Raw genomic sequence first — 16,044 nt, 5'->3', positions numbered from 1 at the left:
GGTAGCCCGGCTAGATGACGCCCTCCCGGCCGGGGAGCGGCGTCCGCCTGAGCTCCCAGCTCTCCAGCGCGGTCAGACAGGCGTGGTCCAGGTGTCGAAGCCCGCTGAGGTCGAGCCGCACCGACGGCCCGTGCGGCAGCGCCTCAAGGGAGTCCAGCAGCTTGGGCAGCCGCAGGAAGCTGGCGTTCCCCACGATCCGCACGCACAGCTCCTCGCCCTCCCAGACCTCCTCGACGTGGACGTGGGAGGTCTCCCAGGCGGCCTTGGCCACGGCGAGGCCCAGCCCGACCAGCACCCCCTCGAAGAGACTGGTCGCCAGGATCGAGACGGCCGTCACCACCAGCACCACCGCCTCGCCCCGGTGGGTCCGCCACAGCGCGGCCACCGCCCGCGCCGGCAGCAGCTTCCATCCCGCGTGCAGCAGCACCCCGGCCAGCGCCGCGAGCGGCACCACCTCCAGCACCTGCGGCAGCGCCACGGCGAACAGCAGCAGCCAGCCGCCGTGCAGGATCCGCGACGCCCGCGTACGGGCCCCGGCCTCCACGTTCGCGGAGCTGCGCACGATGACCGCGGTCATCGGCAGGGAGCCGAGCAGCCCGCACACCGCGTTGCCGACCCCCTGGGCGACCAGCTCCCGGTCGTAGTCGGTGCGCGGCCCCTCGTGCATCCGGTCGACGGCGGCCGCGCTGAACAGGGTCTCGGCGGAGGCGATCAGCGCGAGCGCGACCACGGTCCCGGCGGCCCCCACGGAGGCCAGCGCGCCGAAGTCCGACCAGCCCGGCGGCGCCACGGACTCCAGCACCCCCGTCACCCGGACGGTCTCCACGGGCAGCCGCAGCAGCGCGGCCGCGGCAGTGGCGGCCGCGACCCCGACCAGCGCCCCCGGCACGACGCGCAGCCGCGCCGGCACCCGCCGCCACAGCACCAGGACCGCGATGGTCCCCGCCCCGAGCGCCACGGCGGCCCAGTCGGCCCGTGTCCCGAGCTCGTGCACCCCGCCCAGCTTGGCGAGGGTCTCCCCGGGGGCCTTCACCCCGCCGAGGGCGTAGAGCTGCCCGGCGATCAGCACGAGGCCGATCCCGGCCAGCATCCCGTGCACCACGGCCAGGGAGATCGCCCGGAACCACCGCCCGAGCCGCAGCGCACCCAGGCCCAGCTGTACCAGGCCGGCGGCCAGCACCATGACCCCCAGCGCCGGCAGGCCGTAGGCGTCCACGGCCTCGTAGACCAGGACGGTCAGCCCGGCGGCGGGCCCGCTGACCTGGAGCGCGCTGCCCCGGAACCAGCCGGTGACCAGTCCGCCCACCACCCCGGTGACGATCCCCAGCTCGGCGGGCACCCCGGAGGCGACGGCGACCCCCACGCAGAGGGGGAGCGCCACCAGCGCGACGACGACGGACGCCCCGAGGTCCGCTCGGAATGTGCCGGCCCCAGGCATGCGGGAACCCCCTCGTGAACGCGGTGACGGACGTCACCCAGCCTGTGGGGCGCGCCCGGCCGCGCCCAGTGGCCACCGGGGGGCCGGGCGGGAGCGTGCGCCGCTCACGCCGGGCACACGCCACGGGCGCCGAAACGGCGGAGGGCACAACGCGGGCGCCCGCCGGGAAGGCCCCGGCGATCCGCCCCCGTTGTGCCCCACGGGGTCCGATCGGCGACGTACGCGCAGGTCAGCGGTAGTTCACGAACTGGATGGCGAAGTCCAGGTCCTTGCCCTTGAGCAGGGCCTGGACGGCCTGGAGGTCGTCACGGCTCTTGGAGCTGACGCGCAGCTCCTCGCCCTGGACCTGGGCCTTGACGCCCTTGGGGCCCTCGTCGCGGATCATCTTGGCGACCTTCTTGGCGTTCTCCTGGGAGATGCCCTCCTCGATGGACGCGAAGATCTTGTACTCCTTGCCGGACAGCTGCGGCTCGCCGGCGTCCAGCGCCTTCAGCGAGATCCCGCGCTTGACCAGCTTGGTCTCGAAGACGTCGAGGACGGCCTTGACGCGGTCCTCGGAGTTCGCCTCCATCAGGATCTTGTCGCCGGACCAGGAGATCGAGGCGCCGGTGCCCTTGAAGTCGTAGCGCTGCGACAGTTCCTTGGCGGCCTGGTTGAGGGCGTTGTCGACCTCCTGCCGCTCGACCTTCGAGACGATGTCGAAACTGGAGTCGGCCATGTGCTGTGGCTCCTTGAAATCGGCTGTGGTGGGCCCCGGGGGGCCGCGGCCGGACATCCCCGGACCGCTCCGCAAAGCCTAGCCACCGCACCCGGGTGAACGGCTGATCAATCCGGTGGCGAAGCACCCCTGCGCATCAGGTATCGTTTACGTCGTTGCCAGGGAACGACGCCGAAAGGCGGAGGAATCCGGGCAACATCCCATGGCGGTGTGCCCGAGTGGCCAATGGGAGCGGACTGTAAATCCGTCGGCTTAGCCTACCCAGGTTCGAATCCTGGCGCCGCCACGCGAGTGGAACCCCCGTTCATCTGCGGAAACGCAGTGGGCGGGGGTTTCTTCGCATGTTCCGGACGGGGCTAGGGGGCGGTCACCGTCAGGTGGTAGGTCGTGTCGACCCAGAAGCCGTTCGCGGCCGCCGCCTCGATCTCCAGGACGAACTGGCCCGGCGGGAGCGGCTCCAGGGCGCACCACAGCCCCCAGGCGACCTGCGGTACCCCCCGCACGGGAAAGGGCTTCGAGGCGAACTCGCGCAGGGGCAGCGGCGAGCTGTTCAGGGCCGCCGAGGCCCGCGTCGTCTCCAGCCGCCACGGCTTCGTCAGGAACGGGACCGCCGGGCGCCTGGTGTTCAGCACCGGGAAGAACAGCGGACGGCCCGTCGGGACGGCGCAGCGGCGTACCACCCGTCCGCCGTGGGTGCCCGCCAGGAACCACAGGTCTCCGGGCTGCCTCCGCCCGGCGTACGCGCCGGTCGCGTCCGCCACCGGGCTCTCGTCCTCCGGGGCCGACAGCGCCCACTTCCACCACCGGGCCGCGAGCCGGCCGCCCTCCGCCGCGTCGACCCGCCAGTTCCCGTCGCCCATCCCGCGCCCCGGTCCCCCGTACGGCCGCCCCCTGCGGCCGGATTCCGGGTGACCCTATCGGCCCCCGCCGCGCACCGAACCGGGCGGCCGGTCGTTCACGGGGCGTGAAATGGACTTCGGACACACGCGGAAAGGCCGGGGGCGGCGTCCTGCTCGCCCTGCTCGGCGCCGGCCTCCCGGCCCTGGTCGGGGCGGCGCTGCACAGCCACGCGGGGGAGCCGTACCGGGAGACGAGGCTGTCCTTCGGCACCCAGCGGCCCGATGGCCGCCCGCCCGTCGCGAAGGGGGAGTTCATGCGCTTCCTGGACCGCGAGGTCACCCCGGACTTCCCCGAGGGCCTCACCCTCCGGGAGGGGTACGCCCAGCGGCGAGGCGAGGACGGCACGATCCTCCGCGAGGCCGCGTACGACGTCGTGCTGTTCTACCCCGAGAAGGAGGCGCAGGAGCGCGGCGTCCGCGTCGAGCGGATCCGGCGGGCCTACGAGAAGGAGTTCCGGCAGGACGCGGTGGGACGCTCCGACGGCGAGGTCGAGGCCGGCTTCTGACCCCCGCCCGCACGGGGGCTGACGGCCCGTCGGCCCACCCTCTCGGACCGCGGCGTCCCCCGGCCCCGCCCCCGGTCACCGGCGGGGCTCCGTCCCCCGGCCCCGCCCCCGGTCACCGGCGGGGCTCCGGCCCCCGGCCCCGTCGCCGGTCACCGGCGGCGCCCCGCCCCGGCAGCCGGCCTCGCCCCGCCCCCCGCCGGGTCGCTCAGTTGCCGGCCACGTCCTTCACGGCGACCGAGACCGGTGTAGAGCCCGACAGGAGCTCCAGCGTCAGGCCGGCCGTGGCCGGGGTCTCGACCAGCTCCGCCAGCACCGTCGCCACGTCGTCACGCGTCACGCTGCCCGGCCCGGTACGCGCCTCCAGCCGGACCAGCCCCGTACCCGGGTCGTCGGTCAGCACCCCCGGGCGCACGATCGTCCACTCCAGACCGAGCCGGGTGCGCAGGTGGTCGTCGGCCTCGCCCTTCGCCCGCAGGTACTCGTCGAAGACCTCGTCCCCCTCGTGCCGCGCGTCCGACCCCATCGTCGAGACCATCAGGAAGCGGCGCACCCGGGCCCGTTCGGCGGCATCGGCGAACAGCAGCGCCGCGCCCCGGTCCACGGTCCGCTTGCGCTCGGGACCACTGCCGGGACCGGCCCCGGCGGCGAACACCGCCACGTCCGCGCCCTGGAGGATCCCCGCCACGTGCTCGACCGTGGCCGACTCCAGGTCGCACAGCACCGGTTCGGCGTCGACCGCGCGCAGGTCGGCGCCCTGCCCGGGATCCCGGACGATCCCGGCGACCTCGTACCCGCGCGCGGCGAGCAGGCGCTCCAGCCGCAGCGCGATCCGACCGTGTCCACCCGCGATGACGATGCGCATGTCCCGACCGTACGACGACCCGGGCGCCCCCGCCCGCGAACGGCAGGGGAATCCCTCAGGGGCCGGGCTCCGCCCGGCCCTGCCGGGGCAGGTCCAGGGCCACCGCGACCGCCGAGTCGCAGTACTCCCGCACGGCACTCGTCCGGGCTACCACCCGGCCCCGGTGGATCACGATCCGGCTGTAGGCCAGCGACAGCACCCCGGCGATCCGCTCCCCGCGCACGGCGAGCAGCTCAGCCGGGAAACCGGCCTCCACCCGCACCTCCGGCAGGGCCATCGCCTCGCGGGCGGCGGCGCTGACCGCCGCGTACGCCTCGGCGGCGCGCAGCCCGCCCTGGGAGGCCAGCAGGAACGCGGCTTCGAGGGGGTCGCCCCGCCCGACCGGGTTGCCCGCGTCCCGCAGCGCCCCGCTCCCCGCCGCGACCCGGACCCCGGCGGCCCGCAGGAGGCGCACCGGGGCGGTGCGCAGCCCCCGTCGCTCCAGCGCGGCACAGTCGCCCTGGGGCAGGCAGGTGACCCGTACGCCGGCCGCCGCGAGCCGGTCGGCGGCGCGGGAGGCGGCCTCCAGCGGCAGCCGGGACAGGCCGCCGCAGGGGCCGATGGTCACCCCGGGCCGCAGCCCCCCGGCCATCGCCGCGAGCCGGGCGAGGCGGCCGGGGTCGTCACCGTCCGTGTGCAGGTCCACGGGGCAGCCGTGCTCGGCGGCCAGCTCCAGGACCGCCTCGACGAAGCCCGTCGGATCGGGGTCCAGGTCCGGACAGCCGCCGATCACCGAGGCGCCCATCTTGACGGCGTCGCGCAGCATCGCGAGCCCGTCGGCCCCGGCGACGCCGGTCAGCAGCCGGGGCACGGCCACCGTGGTCAGGTCGGTGAGCCCCCGCAGGGAGCGGCGGGCCTGGAGGGAGGCCTCCATCGGGCCCAGCCCGTGCACGTCGCCGATCCGGACGTGGGAGCGCACGGCCGTGGCGCCGTGCCCGAGCTGGAGCAGCGCCGCCTCGGTGGCCCGGCGCTGCACCTCGTCGCGGGCGTACGAGACGGGCCCCTCGCCGTCGGCGGTCAGGGCGGTGTCCCCGTGGGCGTGGGGCTCGGCCGGGGCTGGCAGGAGCAGGTAGCCGCGCAGGTCGACCCGGGCCAGGGAGGGCGCCGGGAGGCTGCCCGCCGTGCCGACGGCCTGGATGCGGCCCCCGCTGAGCCGGACGTCGACGGTGCGGCCGTCGGTGAGCCGCGCCCCGGTGAGCAGGAGCCCCGTGGCCTCGGGGGCCGCGCCGCCGGCGGGAGCGCGGCCCGGGGTGCGCCCGGGGCCGTCGGCCGGACCGCGTCCCGGGCCGCCCGCGGAGGCCCGGCCCGGACCCCCGGCACCCCGGGGCGGGCCTCCCGCGGAGCCCTTGGGCGGGCCGCCGCCGGGGCCCCCGCCGGGCCCTCCGCCGGGCCCGCCGGCGGAGCCGCCGGACGGACCGCCCGCCGGGTTGCGCGGGGAGGGGGACGGCTGCTGCGGCTGGCTGTCGGACATCGCGCTCCTGCGGTGGCTCGGGCGGTTCCTGTGCCGTGGCCGCAGCCCGCGGCCCAAGATCACGCAGCGTGCTCAGAGCCTAGGGCGCGGGGCTCCCCGGTTCGGGGAAGAGCGCAATAGTCGTACCGGTGTGGTGCCCGCGCGCCCCGGAGCGTCCGGGCACGCCCGCGTGCGTCCCGAAGGGGCGGGCGGGACCCCCGGGGCCGGGGGAGTGGGAGGTGCCTCTGTGACCCCGGCCACAAAAGGGCCCGAAAGTGCCCCGGGGGAGGCCCGCGGCGGTTCGGGAAAGATCTGCGGAGGCCTTCCGAGGCCAGTCCCCCCAAAGGATTTGGGCGATCGGCGCGCAACCGTGTAATGTCTTCCTCGCTCGCCCCAATAGCTCAGTCGGTAGAGCGTCTCCATGGTAAGGAGAAGGTCTGCGGTTCGATTCCGCATTGGGGCTCTGGTGAGAGAGGTTCCCCGCCCTCGGGCGGGGAACGGATCTCATCAAAGCGGCGTAGCTCAGTCGGTAGAGCAAGCGGCTCATAATCGCTGTGTCACCGGTTCAAGTCCGGTCGCCGCTACCACACCCAGTAGCCGATTGCGGGGTCGGTCTCCCGATCGGCTACTCTTTTATGCGTTCATCCGTCCCATAGTCCGTCAAGGAGCACTCACGTGGCTGCCACCGACGTCCGCCCGAAGATCACGCTGGCCTGCGTGGAGTGCAAGGAGCGGAACTACATCACCAAGAAGAACCGGCGTAACAACCCGGACCGCATGGAGATGAAGAAGCACTGCCCGCGCTGCAACTCGCACACCGCGCACCGCGAGACCCGCTAATCACTGGCGAAGTCTCCGCATAGGCACCGTCACGAGGTCGTCCCCTTCCAGGGGGGCGGCCTCGTGTCGTTTCCGCACCCTTTCCTTGATCCGGAGTCCCTTCAACAGGAGGTAGTGAGCCATGGCACTCGACCAGACCTTCGTGGGGCGGACCTACCCGCCCACCGAGCCGTACGAGGTCGGCCGGGAGAAGATCCGCGAATTCGCGGTCGCGGTGGGCGACGCGAATCCCGTCTACACCGACCCCGAGGCCGCCAAGGCGCTCGGCCACCAGGACGTGATCGCCCCGCCGACCTTCGTGTTCGCCATCACCTTCGCGGCGGCGGGCCAGGTCGTCGAGGACCCGCAGCTGGGCCTGGACTACAGCCGCGTCGTGCACGGCGACCAGAAGTTCGCCTACGTCCGCCCCGTGCGCGCGGGCGACCGGCTGACCGTCACCTCCACCATCGAGGCCGTGAAGTCGCTCGCCGGCAACGACATCATCGACATCCGCGGCGAAGTCCACGACGAGTCCGGTGAGCACGTGGTGACCGCGTGGACCAAGCTCGTGTCCCGCGCCCCCGAGGAGGCCTGAGATGACCGCGCAGATCCAGTACGCCGACGTCGAGGTCGGCACCGAGCTCCCGGCGGCGTCCTTCCCCGTGACCCGCGCCACGCTCGTCCGCTACGCCGGCGCCTCGGGCGACTTCAACCCGATCCACTGGAACGAGAAGTTCGCCAAGGAGGTCGGGCTGCCGGACGTCATCGCGCACGGCATGTTCACCATGGCCGAGGCGATCCGCGTCGTGACCGACTGGGTCGGCGACCCGGGCGCGGTCGTCGAGTACGGCGTCCGCTTCACCAAGCCGGTCGTGGTCCCGAACGACGACCAGGGCGCGCTGATCGAGGTCACCGCCAAGGTGGCGCAGAAGCTGGACGACAACCGCGTGCGGGTCGACCTGACGGCGATGAGCGCCGGTCAGAAGGTCCTGGGCATGTCCCGCGCGGTGGTCAGGCTGGCCTGACCGGCCGCCTGCCCGGCTGCCCGGCTGACCGGCCGACGGGGCCGAGGCGCGGGGGGACGACCACCCCCGCGCCCCCTCCCCGGCCGGTTCCGCCGCGTACCGCCCCCCTTGACGAAGTTAGTGATTGAGCACTAACTTCGCCTGCATGGCAAGGATGAGCGCGGAAGAGCGGCGCGAGAGCGTGATCCGGGCGGCGGCGCGGGAGTTCGCCCGCGGCGGGTACTACGGGACCTCCACCGAGGCGATCGCCAAGCGGGTCGGCGTTTCCCAGCCCTACCTCTTCCGGCTCTTCCCGAACAAGCAGGCCATCTTCCTCGCGGCGTCCGCGCGCTGCCTGGAGACGACCCGGGCCGTGTTCGCCCGGGCCGCCGAGGGGCTGGCCGGCGAAGAGGCCAAGAGCGCCATGGCCGACGCGTACATGCGGCTGATCGCCGAAGACCCCCACGTGCTCCAGATGCAGCTCCAGATGTACGTCACCGTCGCCGCCGCCGAGGCCGCCGGCGACCGCGAGCTCGGGGAGCTCGTGCGGGCGGGCTGGCAGGAGCTGTGGGACACCGTGACGGTGCCGCTCGGCGGCGACGTCAGGGAGACGACCACCTTCATGGCCCACGGGATGCTCATCAACACCCTCACCGCCATGGGCTTCCCGTCCGGGCACCGCATCTGGGACGGGCTCCACCCGCCGGAGGGCGGGGAGGGGTAGCCCGCCCGTCCCGGCCCCTCCTCGCCGACGGAGGGTCCGGGCCGCTTTCTGCCCGCAAAAGTTAGTCATCAATAACTAACAAAACCAGCCCAGGGGGAAGCATGACCCAGCAGAAACTCGGACCGTCCGCGGTCTGGGCCCTCGTCCTCACCGGCGCCGCCGGCTTCATGGCCGCCCTCGACAACCTCGTCGTCACCACCGCCCTCCCCGCCGTCCGCGCCGACCTCGGCGGCCGGCTGGAGGACCTGGAGTGGACGGTGAACGCCTACACCCTGACCTTCGCCGTCCTGCTGATGTTCGGCTCCGCCCTCGGCGACCGTTTCGGCCGCCGCCGGCTCTTCACCGCCGGCCTCGCCCTCTTCACCGCCGCCTCCGCGGCCGCCGCCCTCTCCCCGGACATAGGCCGGCTCATCGCCGCCCGCGCGGTCCAGGGCGCCGGAGCCGCCGTGATGATGCCGCTCAGCCTCACCCTCCTCACCGCCGCCGTCCCCGCCGCCCGGCGCGGCACGGCCCTCGGGATCTACGGCGCCGTCACCGGCCTGGCCGTCGCGAGCGGCCCCCTCATCGGCGGCAGCCTCACCGAACACATCTCCTGGCAGTGGATCTTCTGGCTGAACGTGCCCGTCGGTCTCGCCCTGATCCCGCTCGCCCGCCTGCGCCTGGCCGAGTCCGCCGTCCCCGACGCCCGGCTCGACGTCCCCGGCACCCTCCTCGTCAGCGGCGGCCTCTTCGGCATCGTCTACGGCCTGGTGAACGCCAACGCCCACGGCTGGACCAGCGCCCCCGTCCTCACCGGCCTCCTCGCCGGCAGCGCCCTCGTCGGCGGCTTCGTCCGCCACGGATTCCGGAGCGCCGATCCCGTCCTGCCCATGCGGCTCTTCCGCGACCGCGGCTTCCTCGGCATCAACCTCGCCGGCCTGCTGATGTACCTCGGCATGTTCGGATCGATCTTCCTGCTCAGCCAGTTCCTCCAGGGCGTCGCCGGCTACTCGCCCACCGAGGCCGGCCTGCGCATGCTCCCCTGGACCGGCATGGGGATCGTCGTCGCCCCGCTCGCCGGGATCCTCGCCGACCGGACCGGCGGACGCCCCGTCGTCGCCGCGGGCCTCACCCTCCAGGCCCTCGGCCTCGCCTGGTTCGCCCTCGTCCTGAGCCCCGACGTCTCCTACGCCGCCCAGCTCCCGGCCCTCGTCCTCAGCGGGATCGGCATGTCCCTGTACTTCGCACCGGCCAACCACGTGCTCATGTCCACCGTGGCCCCCGCCGACCAGGGCAGGGCCTCCGGCACCAACAACGCCCTCCGCGAGGTGGGCGGCGCCCTCGGCGTGGCCGTCCTCGCCTCCGTCTTCTCGGCCCACGGCGGCTACCGCACCCCGCAGACCTTCACCGACGGCACCGTCCCCGCCCTGTGGATCGGCGCCGCCGCCGTCGCCCTGGCCGCCGCCCTGACCCTGCTGCTCCCGCGCCGGACGGAGACCGCCCCCGCCCCCGCGCAGGACCCGGCCCCCGCCCCGGCCCACGCCGCCTGACCCGCGAGGAGGAGACCCCGCCGTGCCCGACATCCCCTGGTCCACGCCCACCCCGGCCGCCCCGGACGCCGAGGTCCACGTCATGGCCTCCCGCTTCGAGACCGCCACCCTCACCGGCGCCCTCAGGTTCTTCCTCAAGGCCCCCGGGATCATCGCCCAGGTCCGCAAGGCACCCGGCGCCCACGGCGTCGCCCTCCGCGCCCGCGTCCTGCGCCGGACCTTCCTCACCCTCTCCGCCTGGGAGGACCGGGACGCCCTCCACCGCTTCGCCCGCAGCGAGCCCCACCGCTCCGGCTCCCGCGCCGCCGCCTCGTACATGCGGGAATCCACCTTCACCTTCTGGACCGTCCCCGCCGGCGAACTCCCCCTCACCTGGGCCGAGGCCGAGCGGCGCCTGGCCGCGGAGAGCGCCCGGCAGGACGAGCGCAAGCGGGGCCACTGAGTGCCCCGCCGGGATGCGAGGGGGACGGACCGTACTCTTGTCCACGTGCAGGAACTCCACGACGCCCCCCTCGCCCCGCTGACCACCTTCCGCCTCGGCGGCCCCGCGGCCCGGCTGGTCACCGCGACCACCGACGCCGAGGTCGTCGAAACCGTCCGCGCCGCGGACGCGAGCGGCACCCCGCTCCTGGTCATCGGGGGCGGCAGCAACCTCGTCATCGGCGACGAGGGCTTCGCCGGCACCGCCCTGCGCATCGCCACCACCGGCTTCACCCTCGACGGCACCACCCTGGAGCTCGCCGCCGGCGAGAACTGGAGCGACGCCGTCGCCCGCACCGTCGAGGCCGGCCTCGCGGGCATCGAGTGCCTCGCCGGCATCCCGGGCTCCGCCGGCGCCACCCCGATCCAGAACGTGGGGGCGTACGGCCAGGAGGTGTGCGACACCATCACCGAGGTCGTCGCCTACGACCGCACCACCGGCGAGACCGTCACCCTGACCGCCGCCGAGTGCGCCTTCCGGTACCGCCACAGCCTCTTCAAGGACCAGCCCGACCGCTACGTCGTCCTGCGCGTGCGCTTCGCCCTGGAGGACGCGGGCGGCCTCTCCGCGCCCATCAAGTACCCCGAGACGGCCCGCGCCCTCGGCGTCGAGGCCGGTGACCGCGTCCCGGCCGCCACCGCCCGCGAGACCGTCCTGCGCCTGCGCGCCGGCAAGGGCATGGTCCTCGACCCCGCCGACCACGACACCTGGTCCGCCGGCTCCTTCTTCCACAACCCGATCCTGACCGACGAGGCCTACGCCGCCTTCCTCGCCCGCGTCCAGGACCGCCTCGGCCCCGACACCGCCCCGCCCGCCTACCCGGCCGGCGAGGGCCGTACGAAGACCAGCGCGGCCTGGCTGATCGACAAGGCCGGCTTCACCAAGGGCTACGGCACCGGCCCCGCCCGCATCTCCACCAAGCACACCCTCGCCCTCACCAACCGGGGCGAGGCCACCACCGAGGACCTGCTGACCCTCGCCCGCGAGGTCGTCGCCGGGGTCCACGCGGCCTTCGGCGTCACCCTCGTCAACGAGCCGGTGACGGTCGGCGTCCGCATCTGACATGAACTGCCCCCTGCACGGGGCCGGCACGGACCCCACACGCCTGGTGGGACGCCAGATCAGCCGGGTCGTCGCGTCCTGGCACATCTGCGAGGGCGAGCGCTCCGAGGCCCCGCTCGACGTCTGGCTGATCGACAGCGCCGGCGAGTCCACCCGCATCACCACCGGGTCCGACCACTGCCTCATCGTCGAGTCCGCCCCGCCCCACGACCCGTACGACATGGGGGAGTGGGGCCGGGTCGAGGTCGGCGAGGACCTCGGGGAGCACCCCTTCCTGCGCCACCTCGGCCAGACCGTCGAATCGGTCGCCGAGTTCGCGCTGCCCGAGCAGGGCCGCACCCACCTGGAGATCGGCTTCCCCGACGGTCACCGGGTACGGGCCGACTGCCACCAGGGGGACCTGCGGCTCACCCGTTGAGCCAGTGGTCGATCCCGTCGAGCAGCTTCGCCTTGACCTCCTCCGGCGCGGCCGAACCCCGCACCGACTGGCGGGCCAGCTCGGCGAGCTCCGCGTCCGTGAAGGCGTGGTGGCGGCGGGCGATCTCGTACTGGGCCGCCAGCCGGGACCCGAACAGCAGCGGGTCGTCCGCGCCCAGCGCCATGGGCACCCCCGCCTCGAAGAGGGTGCGCAGCGGGACGTCCTCCGGCCGCTCGTAGACGCCCAGCGCCACGTTGGACGCGGGGCAGACCTCGCAGGTGACCTGCCGGTCCGCCAGCCGCTTCAGCAGCCGCGGGTCCTCGGCCGCCCGGACGCCGTGCCCGATGCGGGCCGCGTGCAGGTCGTCGAGGCAGTCGCGGACCGAGGAGGGGCCGGTGAGCTCGCCGCCGTGCGGGGCCGCCAGCAGGCCGCCCTCGCGGGCGATGGCGAAGGCCCGGTCGAAGTCGCGGGCCATGCCGCGGCGCTCGTCGTTGGAGAGGCCGAAGCCGACGATCCCCCGGTCGGCGTAGCGGACGGCCAGCCGGGCGAGGGTACGGGCGTCGAGCGGGTGCTTCATCCGGTTGGCGGCGATCAGCACCCGCATGCCCAGGCCGGTCTCGCGGGAGGCCGCGTCCACGGCATCGAGGATGATCTCCACCGCCGGGATCATGCCGCCGAGCAGCGGGGCGTAGGAGGTGGGGTCCACCTGGATCTCCAGCCAGCCGCTGCCGTCCCGCACGTCCTCCTCGGCCGCCTCGCGGACCAGGCGCCGGATGTCCTCGGGCTCGCGCAGGCAGGAGCGGGCGGCGTCGTAGAGCCGCTGGAAGCGGAACCAGCCGCGCTCGTCCGTGGCCCGGAGCTTGGGCGGCTCCCCGGCGGTCAGGGCGTCCGGCAGCCGGACGCCGTACTTGTCGGCCAGCTCCAGCAGGGTCGACGGGCGCATCGAGCCGGTGAAGTGCAGGTGCAGATGGGCCTTCGGCAGAAGCGTGAGATCGCGTACGTGCTCCATCTGGTGATCCTGCCGTATCGGTCACCCGATTGGCAGGGGATTACCCGAACGGGACATTGCCCGAACATGAATCTGACGCCGGACGCGCCGGAGCGGCGCCACCCGCGCGGGTGACGCCGCTCCGTTCGCCGGACGCCTAGGCCTTGGCCTCGCCCAGGAGGTTCTGGATCCGGGACACGCCCTCGACCAGGTCCTCGTCGCCCAGGGCGTAGGACAGGCGCAGGTAGCCGGGGGTGCCGAAGGCCTCGCCCGGGACGACCGCGACCTCGGCCTCGTCCAGGATCAGCGCGGCCAGCTCGACCGAGGTCTGCGGGCGCTTGCCGCGGATCTCCTTGCCGAGCAGCTCCTTGACCGACGGGTACGCGTAGAACGCGCCCTCGGGGGTCGGGCAGAAGACGCCGTCGATCTCGTTGAGCATCTTCACCATCGTCTGGCGGCGGCGGTCGAAGGCCTTGCGCATCTCGGCGACGGCCTCGAGGTCGCCCGAGACGGCGGCCAGCGCGGCGACCTGGGCCACGTTGGAGACGTTGGAGGTGGCGTGCGACTGCAGGTTCGTCGCGGCCTTGATGACGTCCTGCGGGGCGATGACCCAGCCCACGCGCCAGCCGGTCATCGCGTACGTCTTGGCGACGCCGTTGACGACGATGCACTTGTCGCGCAGCGCGGGGACCAGGACCGGCAGCGAGGTGAACGTCGCGTCGCCGTAGACCAGGTGCTCGTAGATCTCGTCGGTCAGCACCCACAGGCCGTGCGCGGCGGCCCACTCGCCGATCGCCTTCGCGTCGGCCTCGCTGTAGACCGCGCCCGTCGGGTTGGACGGGGAGACGAACAGGACGACCTTGGTGCGCTCGGTGCGCGCCGCCTCCAGCTGCTCGACGGAGACCCGGTAGCCGGTGGTCTCGTCGGCGACGACCTCGACCGGGACACCGCCGGCGAGCCGGATCGACTCCGGGTACGTGGTCCAGTACGGGGCCGGGACGATGACCTCGTCGCCCGGGTCGAGGATCGCCGCGAAGGCCTCGTAGATGGCCTGCTTGCCGCCGTTGGTCACCAGGACCTGGGACGCGTCCACCTCGTAGCCGGAGTCGCGCAGCGTCTTGGCGGCGATGGCCTTCTTGAGCTCGGGCAGGCCGCCCGCCGGCGTGTAGCGGTGGAACTTCGGGTCGCGGCAGGCCGCGACCGCCGCCTCGACGATGTAGTCCGGGGTCGGGAAGTCGGGCTCGCCCGCGCCGAAGCCGATCACCGGGCGCCCGGCTGCCTTGAGGGCCTTGGCCTTGGCGTCGACGGCGAGGGTCGCGGACTCGGAGATGGCGCCGATACGGGCGGACACCCGGCGCTCGGAGGAAGGCGTTGCAGAGGTCATGCGGCCAATCGTCCCAGACGCTCCGGAGGCCCCGCACAACGTTTCAATCACCGGACGGAGCAGGTCCGGATGTTCTCTGTTCGACGTCGGGCCCAGGACCACGTATGCTCTGCTGTCGTTGGTCCTCACCAAACGCCCCAGGGCGCGAGCACTCCGTGCACTCGTCCGGATGCGGTAGGTTGGGGAGCACAAAGGGTCGTAGCTCAATTGGTAGAGCACTGGTCTCCAAAACCAGCGGTTGGGGGTTCGAGTCCCTCCGGCCCTGCTCCACACTCCTTCTCGGACGTGTGTGCGCAGGTACGTATTTCGATGCAACGCCGTGCGGCGCAACCGGGCGCGGCTACGGCCACGACCCGGATTCAGGTGAGAGACGTGACGGACGCCCTGGGCTCCATCGACATGCCTGACGCCGACAGCGACACGCGCGAGAAGAAGACCCGCAAGGGTGGCAAGCGCGGGAAGAAGGGCCCTCTGGGCCGCCTCGCGCTGTTCTACCGCCAGATCGTCGCGGAGCTCCGCAAGGTCGTCTGGCCCACTCGAAACCAGCTCACGACGTACACCACCGTGGTGATTGTCTTCGTGGTCATCATGATCGGTCTGGTGACCGTGATTGACTATGGATTCCAGGAAGCCATCAAGTTCGTCTTCGGCTGATCCCCGCGGAGGGCGGCCCCTTGATGGGTGCCGCCCCTTTTCGCATGTTCCACCACCTTTTGTATCCAGGAAGAAGCAGCCACCGTGTCTGACCCGAACCTGAACGCGAGCCACGACTCCGTCGAGTCCGTCGAGGACGAGCTCGACATCGTCGAGGCGGCAGACGCTGTGGACCCCGACGAGGCCGAGCTCGCCGACGCCGAGGCCGGCATCGCCGCCGAGGACGCCGCCCTGCACGTCGAGGACGACGAGGACGCTGACGAGGACGACGCCGAGGCCGACGCCGAGGCCGAGGACGCCGAGGACGAGGGCGACGTCGAGGCCGCCGCGGAGGAGGAGGCCGAGGAGGCCGCCCCCGCCGAGCCCGTCGACCCGATCCAGGCGCTGCGCGACGAGCTCCGCCTGCTCCCCGGCGAGTGGTACGTGATCCACACCTACGCGGGCTACGAGAAGCGCGTGAAGGCGAACCTGGAGCAGCGCGCCGTCTCGCTGAACGTCGAGGAGTTCATCTACCAGGCCGAGGTGCCCGAGGAAGAGATCGTCCAGATCAAGAACGGCGAGCGCAAGAACGTCCGGCAGAACAAGCTGCCCGGCTACGTGCTCGTCCGCATGGACCTGACGAACGAGTCCTGGGGCGTCGTCCGCAACACCCCGGGCGTCACGGGCTTCGTCGGCAACGCGTACGACCCCTACCCGCTGACGCTGGACGAGATCGTCAAGATGCTCGCCCCGGAGGCGCAGGAGAAGGCCGCCAAGCAGGCTGCCGAGGAGGCCGGCCTGCCCGCGCCCGCCGTCAAGCGCACCATCGAGGTCCTGGACTTCGAGGTCGGCGACTCGGTCACCGTCACCGACGGCCCGTTCGCGACGCTCCAGGCGACGATCAACGAGATCAACCCCGACTCGAAGAAGGTCAAGGGCCTCGTCGAGATCTTCGGCCGCGAGACCCCGGTCGAGCTGAGCTTCGACCAGATCCAGAAGAACTGATCCAGATCTTCTGAGCGACGCTTCCGAAGCAGGTCAGGCCAGCCCGAAAAAGGCGGTCTGACCTGCTCGGTTTTTAGCCCCGCAC

The 16,044-nt window shown here is 73.1% G+C and carries 18 protein-coding genes and 4 tRNA genes; 15 read left to right on the top strand and 7 right to left on the bottom strand.

The features are described from left to right. Positions 1 to 10: 10 nt before the first annotated feature. Positions 11 to 1,438, bottom strand: a complete 1,428-nt coding sequence (locus tag AB0469_RS08030; RefSeq protein WP_366450466.1) for a SulP family inorganic anion transporter — start codon at positions 1,436 to 1,438, stop codon at positions 11 to 13. 229 nt (positions 1,439 to 1,667) lie between these two features. Further along, the gene (locus tag AB0469_RS08025; RefSeq protein WP_042817112.1) at positions 1,668 to 2,156 is read right to left on the bottom strand and encodes a YajQ family cyclic di-GMP-binding protein; all 489 of its coding nucleotides are present in this window, start codon (positions 2,154 to 2,156) and stop codon (positions 1,668 to 1,670) included. Positions 2,157 to 2,360: 204 nt separating this feature from the next. On the opposite strand from AB0469_RS08025, the gene AB0469_RS08020 reads away from it, so the two are divergent. Further along, a tRNA-Tyr gene (locus AB0469_RS08020) sits at positions 2,361 to 2,442 on the top strand. A 70-nt stretch (positions 2,443 to 2,512) separates the two neighbouring features. Here the strand turns inward: AB0469_RS08020 and AB0469_RS08015 are convergent. Further along, the gene (locus AB0469_RS08015) at positions 2,513 to 3,016 is read right to left on the bottom strand and encodes a hypothetical protein (RefSeq protein WP_366450465.1); all 504 of its coding nucleotides are present in this window, start codon (positions 3,014 to 3,016) and stop codon (positions 2,513 to 2,515) included. Positions 3,017 to 3,120: 104 nt separating this feature from the next. On the opposite strand from AB0469_RS08015, the gene AB0469_RS08010 reads away from it, so the two are divergent. Beyond that, a complete protein-coding gene (locus AB0469_RS08010; RefSeq protein WP_366450464.1) occupies positions 3,121 to 3,561 on the top strand; it encodes a DUF3574 domain-containing protein in 441 nt (146 codons plus the stop codon). A 205-nt stretch (positions 3,562 to 3,766) separates the two neighbouring features. On the opposite strand, the gene AB0469_RS08005 is transcribed toward AB0469_RS08010, so the two are convergent. Next, on the bottom strand, positions 3,767 to 4,423 hold the full coding sequence (locus AB0469_RS08005) for an SDR family oxidoreductase (protein ID WP_366450463.1): 657 nt from the start codon (positions 4,421 to 4,423) through the stop codon (positions 3,767 to 3,769). 55 nt (positions 4,424 to 4,478) lie between these two features. Continuing rightward, positions 4,479 to 5,933, bottom strand: coding sequence for an amidohydrolase family protein (locus tag AB0469_RS08000; RefSeq protein ID WP_366450462.1), 1,455 nt, complete (start codon positions 5,931 to 5,933; stop codon positions 4,479 to 4,481). A 369-nt stretch (positions 5,934 to 6,302) separates the two neighbouring features. Here AB0469_RS08000 and AB0469_RS07995 point away from each other — a divergent pair. From AB0469_RS07995 to AB0469_RS07950, 10 genes are all read left to right on the top strand, one after another. Continuing rightward, positions 6,303 to 6,375 (top strand) — tRNA-Thr (locus tag AB0469_RS07995). Positions 6,376 to 6,423: 48 nt separating this feature from the next. Further along, a tRNA-Met gene (locus tag AB0469_RS07990) sits at positions 6,424 to 6,499 on the top strand. An 88-nt stretch (positions 6,500 to 6,587) separates the two neighbouring features. Next, positions 6,588 to 6,752: a 50S ribosomal protein L33 gene (gene rpmG / locus AB0469_RS07985; protein WP_007265873.1), complete on the top strand. Its 165-nt coding sequence runs from the start codon at positions 6,588 to 6,590 to the stop codon at positions 6,750 to 6,752. Positions 6,753 to 6,873: 121 nt separating this feature from the next. Then, entirely contained in the window at positions 6,874 to 7,326 is a 453-nt protein-coding gene (locus AB0469_RS07980; RefSeq protein ID WP_042818570.1) for a MaoC family dehydratase N-terminal domain-containing protein, read from the top strand. 1 nt (position 7,327) lies between these two features. Further along, the gene (locus tag AB0469_RS07975; protein WP_045945265.1) at positions 7,328 to 7,756 is read left to right on the top strand and encodes a MaoC family dehydratase; all 429 of its coding nucleotides are present in this window, start codon (positions 7,328 to 7,330) and stop codon (positions 7,754 to 7,756) included. 145 nt (positions 7,757 to 7,901) lie between these two features. Further along, positions 7,902 to 8,459, top strand: coding sequence for a helix-turn-helix domain-containing protein (locus tag AB0469_RS07970; RefSeq protein WP_366450461.1), 558 nt, complete (start codon positions 7,902 to 7,904; stop codon positions 8,457 to 8,459). A gap of 101 nt (positions 8,460 to 8,560) precedes the next feature. Next, positions 8,561 to 9,988, top strand: coding sequence for an MFS transporter (locus AB0469_RS07965; protein ID WP_366450460.1), 1,428 nt, complete (start codon positions 8,561 to 8,563; stop codon positions 9,986 to 9,988). A 22-nt stretch (positions 9,989 to 10,010) separates the two neighbouring features. Then, positions 10,011 to 10,430 (top strand): DUF3291 domain-containing protein, encoded by a 420-nt coding sequence (locus AB0469_RS07960; protein ID WP_366450459.1) that lies wholly within the window; start codon positions 10,011 to 10,013, stop codon positions 10,428 to 10,430. After that, on the top strand, positions 10,431 to 11,531 hold the full coding sequence (locus tag AB0469_RS07955) for a UDP-N-acetylmuramate dehydrogenase (protein ID WP_366450458.1): 1,101 nt from the start codon (positions 10,431 to 10,433) through the stop codon (positions 11,529 to 11,531). A 1-nt stretch (position 11,532) separates the two neighbouring features. Further along, entirely contained in the window at positions 11,533 to 11,949 is a 417-nt protein-coding gene (locus tag AB0469_RS07950) for a hypothetical protein (protein ID WP_366450457.1), read from the top strand. Here the strand turns inward: AB0469_RS07950 and AB0469_RS07945 are convergent. Beyond that, positions 11,939 to 12,958, bottom strand: coding sequence for an adenosine deaminase (locus AB0469_RS07945; RefSeq protein WP_366450456.1), 1,020 nt, complete (start codon positions 12,956 to 12,958; stop codon positions 11,939 to 11,941). The genes AB0469_RS07950 and AB0469_RS07945 overlap by 11 nt on opposite strands. Before the next feature lie 136 nt (positions 12,959 to 13,094). Next, positions 13,095 to 14,321 carry a pyridoxal phosphate-dependent aminotransferase gene (locus tag AB0469_RS07940; protein ID WP_366450454.1) on the bottom strand — a complete coding sequence of 409 codons (1,227 nt, stop codon included), beginning with the start codon at positions 14,319 to 14,321 and terminating at the stop codon, positions 13,095 to 13,097. 192 nt (positions 14,322 to 14,513) lie between these two features. Between AB0469_RS07940 and AB0469_RS07935 the strand changes: the two genes are divergently transcribed. The 3 genes from AB0469_RS07935 to nusG all read left to right on the top strand — a co-directional run bounded on the left by AB0469_RS07935 (position 14,514) and on the right by nusG (position 15,959). Continuing rightward, positions 14,514 to 14,586 (top strand) — tRNA-Trp (locus AB0469_RS07935). A 107-nt stretch (positions 14,587 to 14,693) separates the two neighbouring features. Then, entirely contained in the window at positions 14,694 to 14,975 is a 282-nt protein-coding gene (secE, locus tag AB0469_RS07930; protein WP_366450453.1) for a preprotein translocase subunit SecE, read from the top strand. An 84-nt stretch (positions 14,976 to 15,059) separates the two neighbouring features. Continuing rightward, positions 15,060 to 15,959, top strand: coding sequence for a transcription termination/antitermination protein NusG (nusG, locus tag AB0469_RS07925; RefSeq protein ID WP_366450452.1), 900 nt, complete (start codon positions 15,060 to 15,062; stop codon positions 15,957 to 15,959). The last annotated feature ends 85 nt before the right edge of the window (positions 15,960 to 16,044 follow it).

Origin of the sequence: Streptomyces sp. NPDC093801, assembly GCF_040701585.1 — a bacterium.
GTDB lineage: Bacteria > Actinomycetota > Actinomycetes > Streptomycetales > Streptomycetaceae > Streptomyces.
Note: the sequence above shows the minus strand (reverse complement) of the source record. Positions and strands in the feature narration are given on the sequence as shown.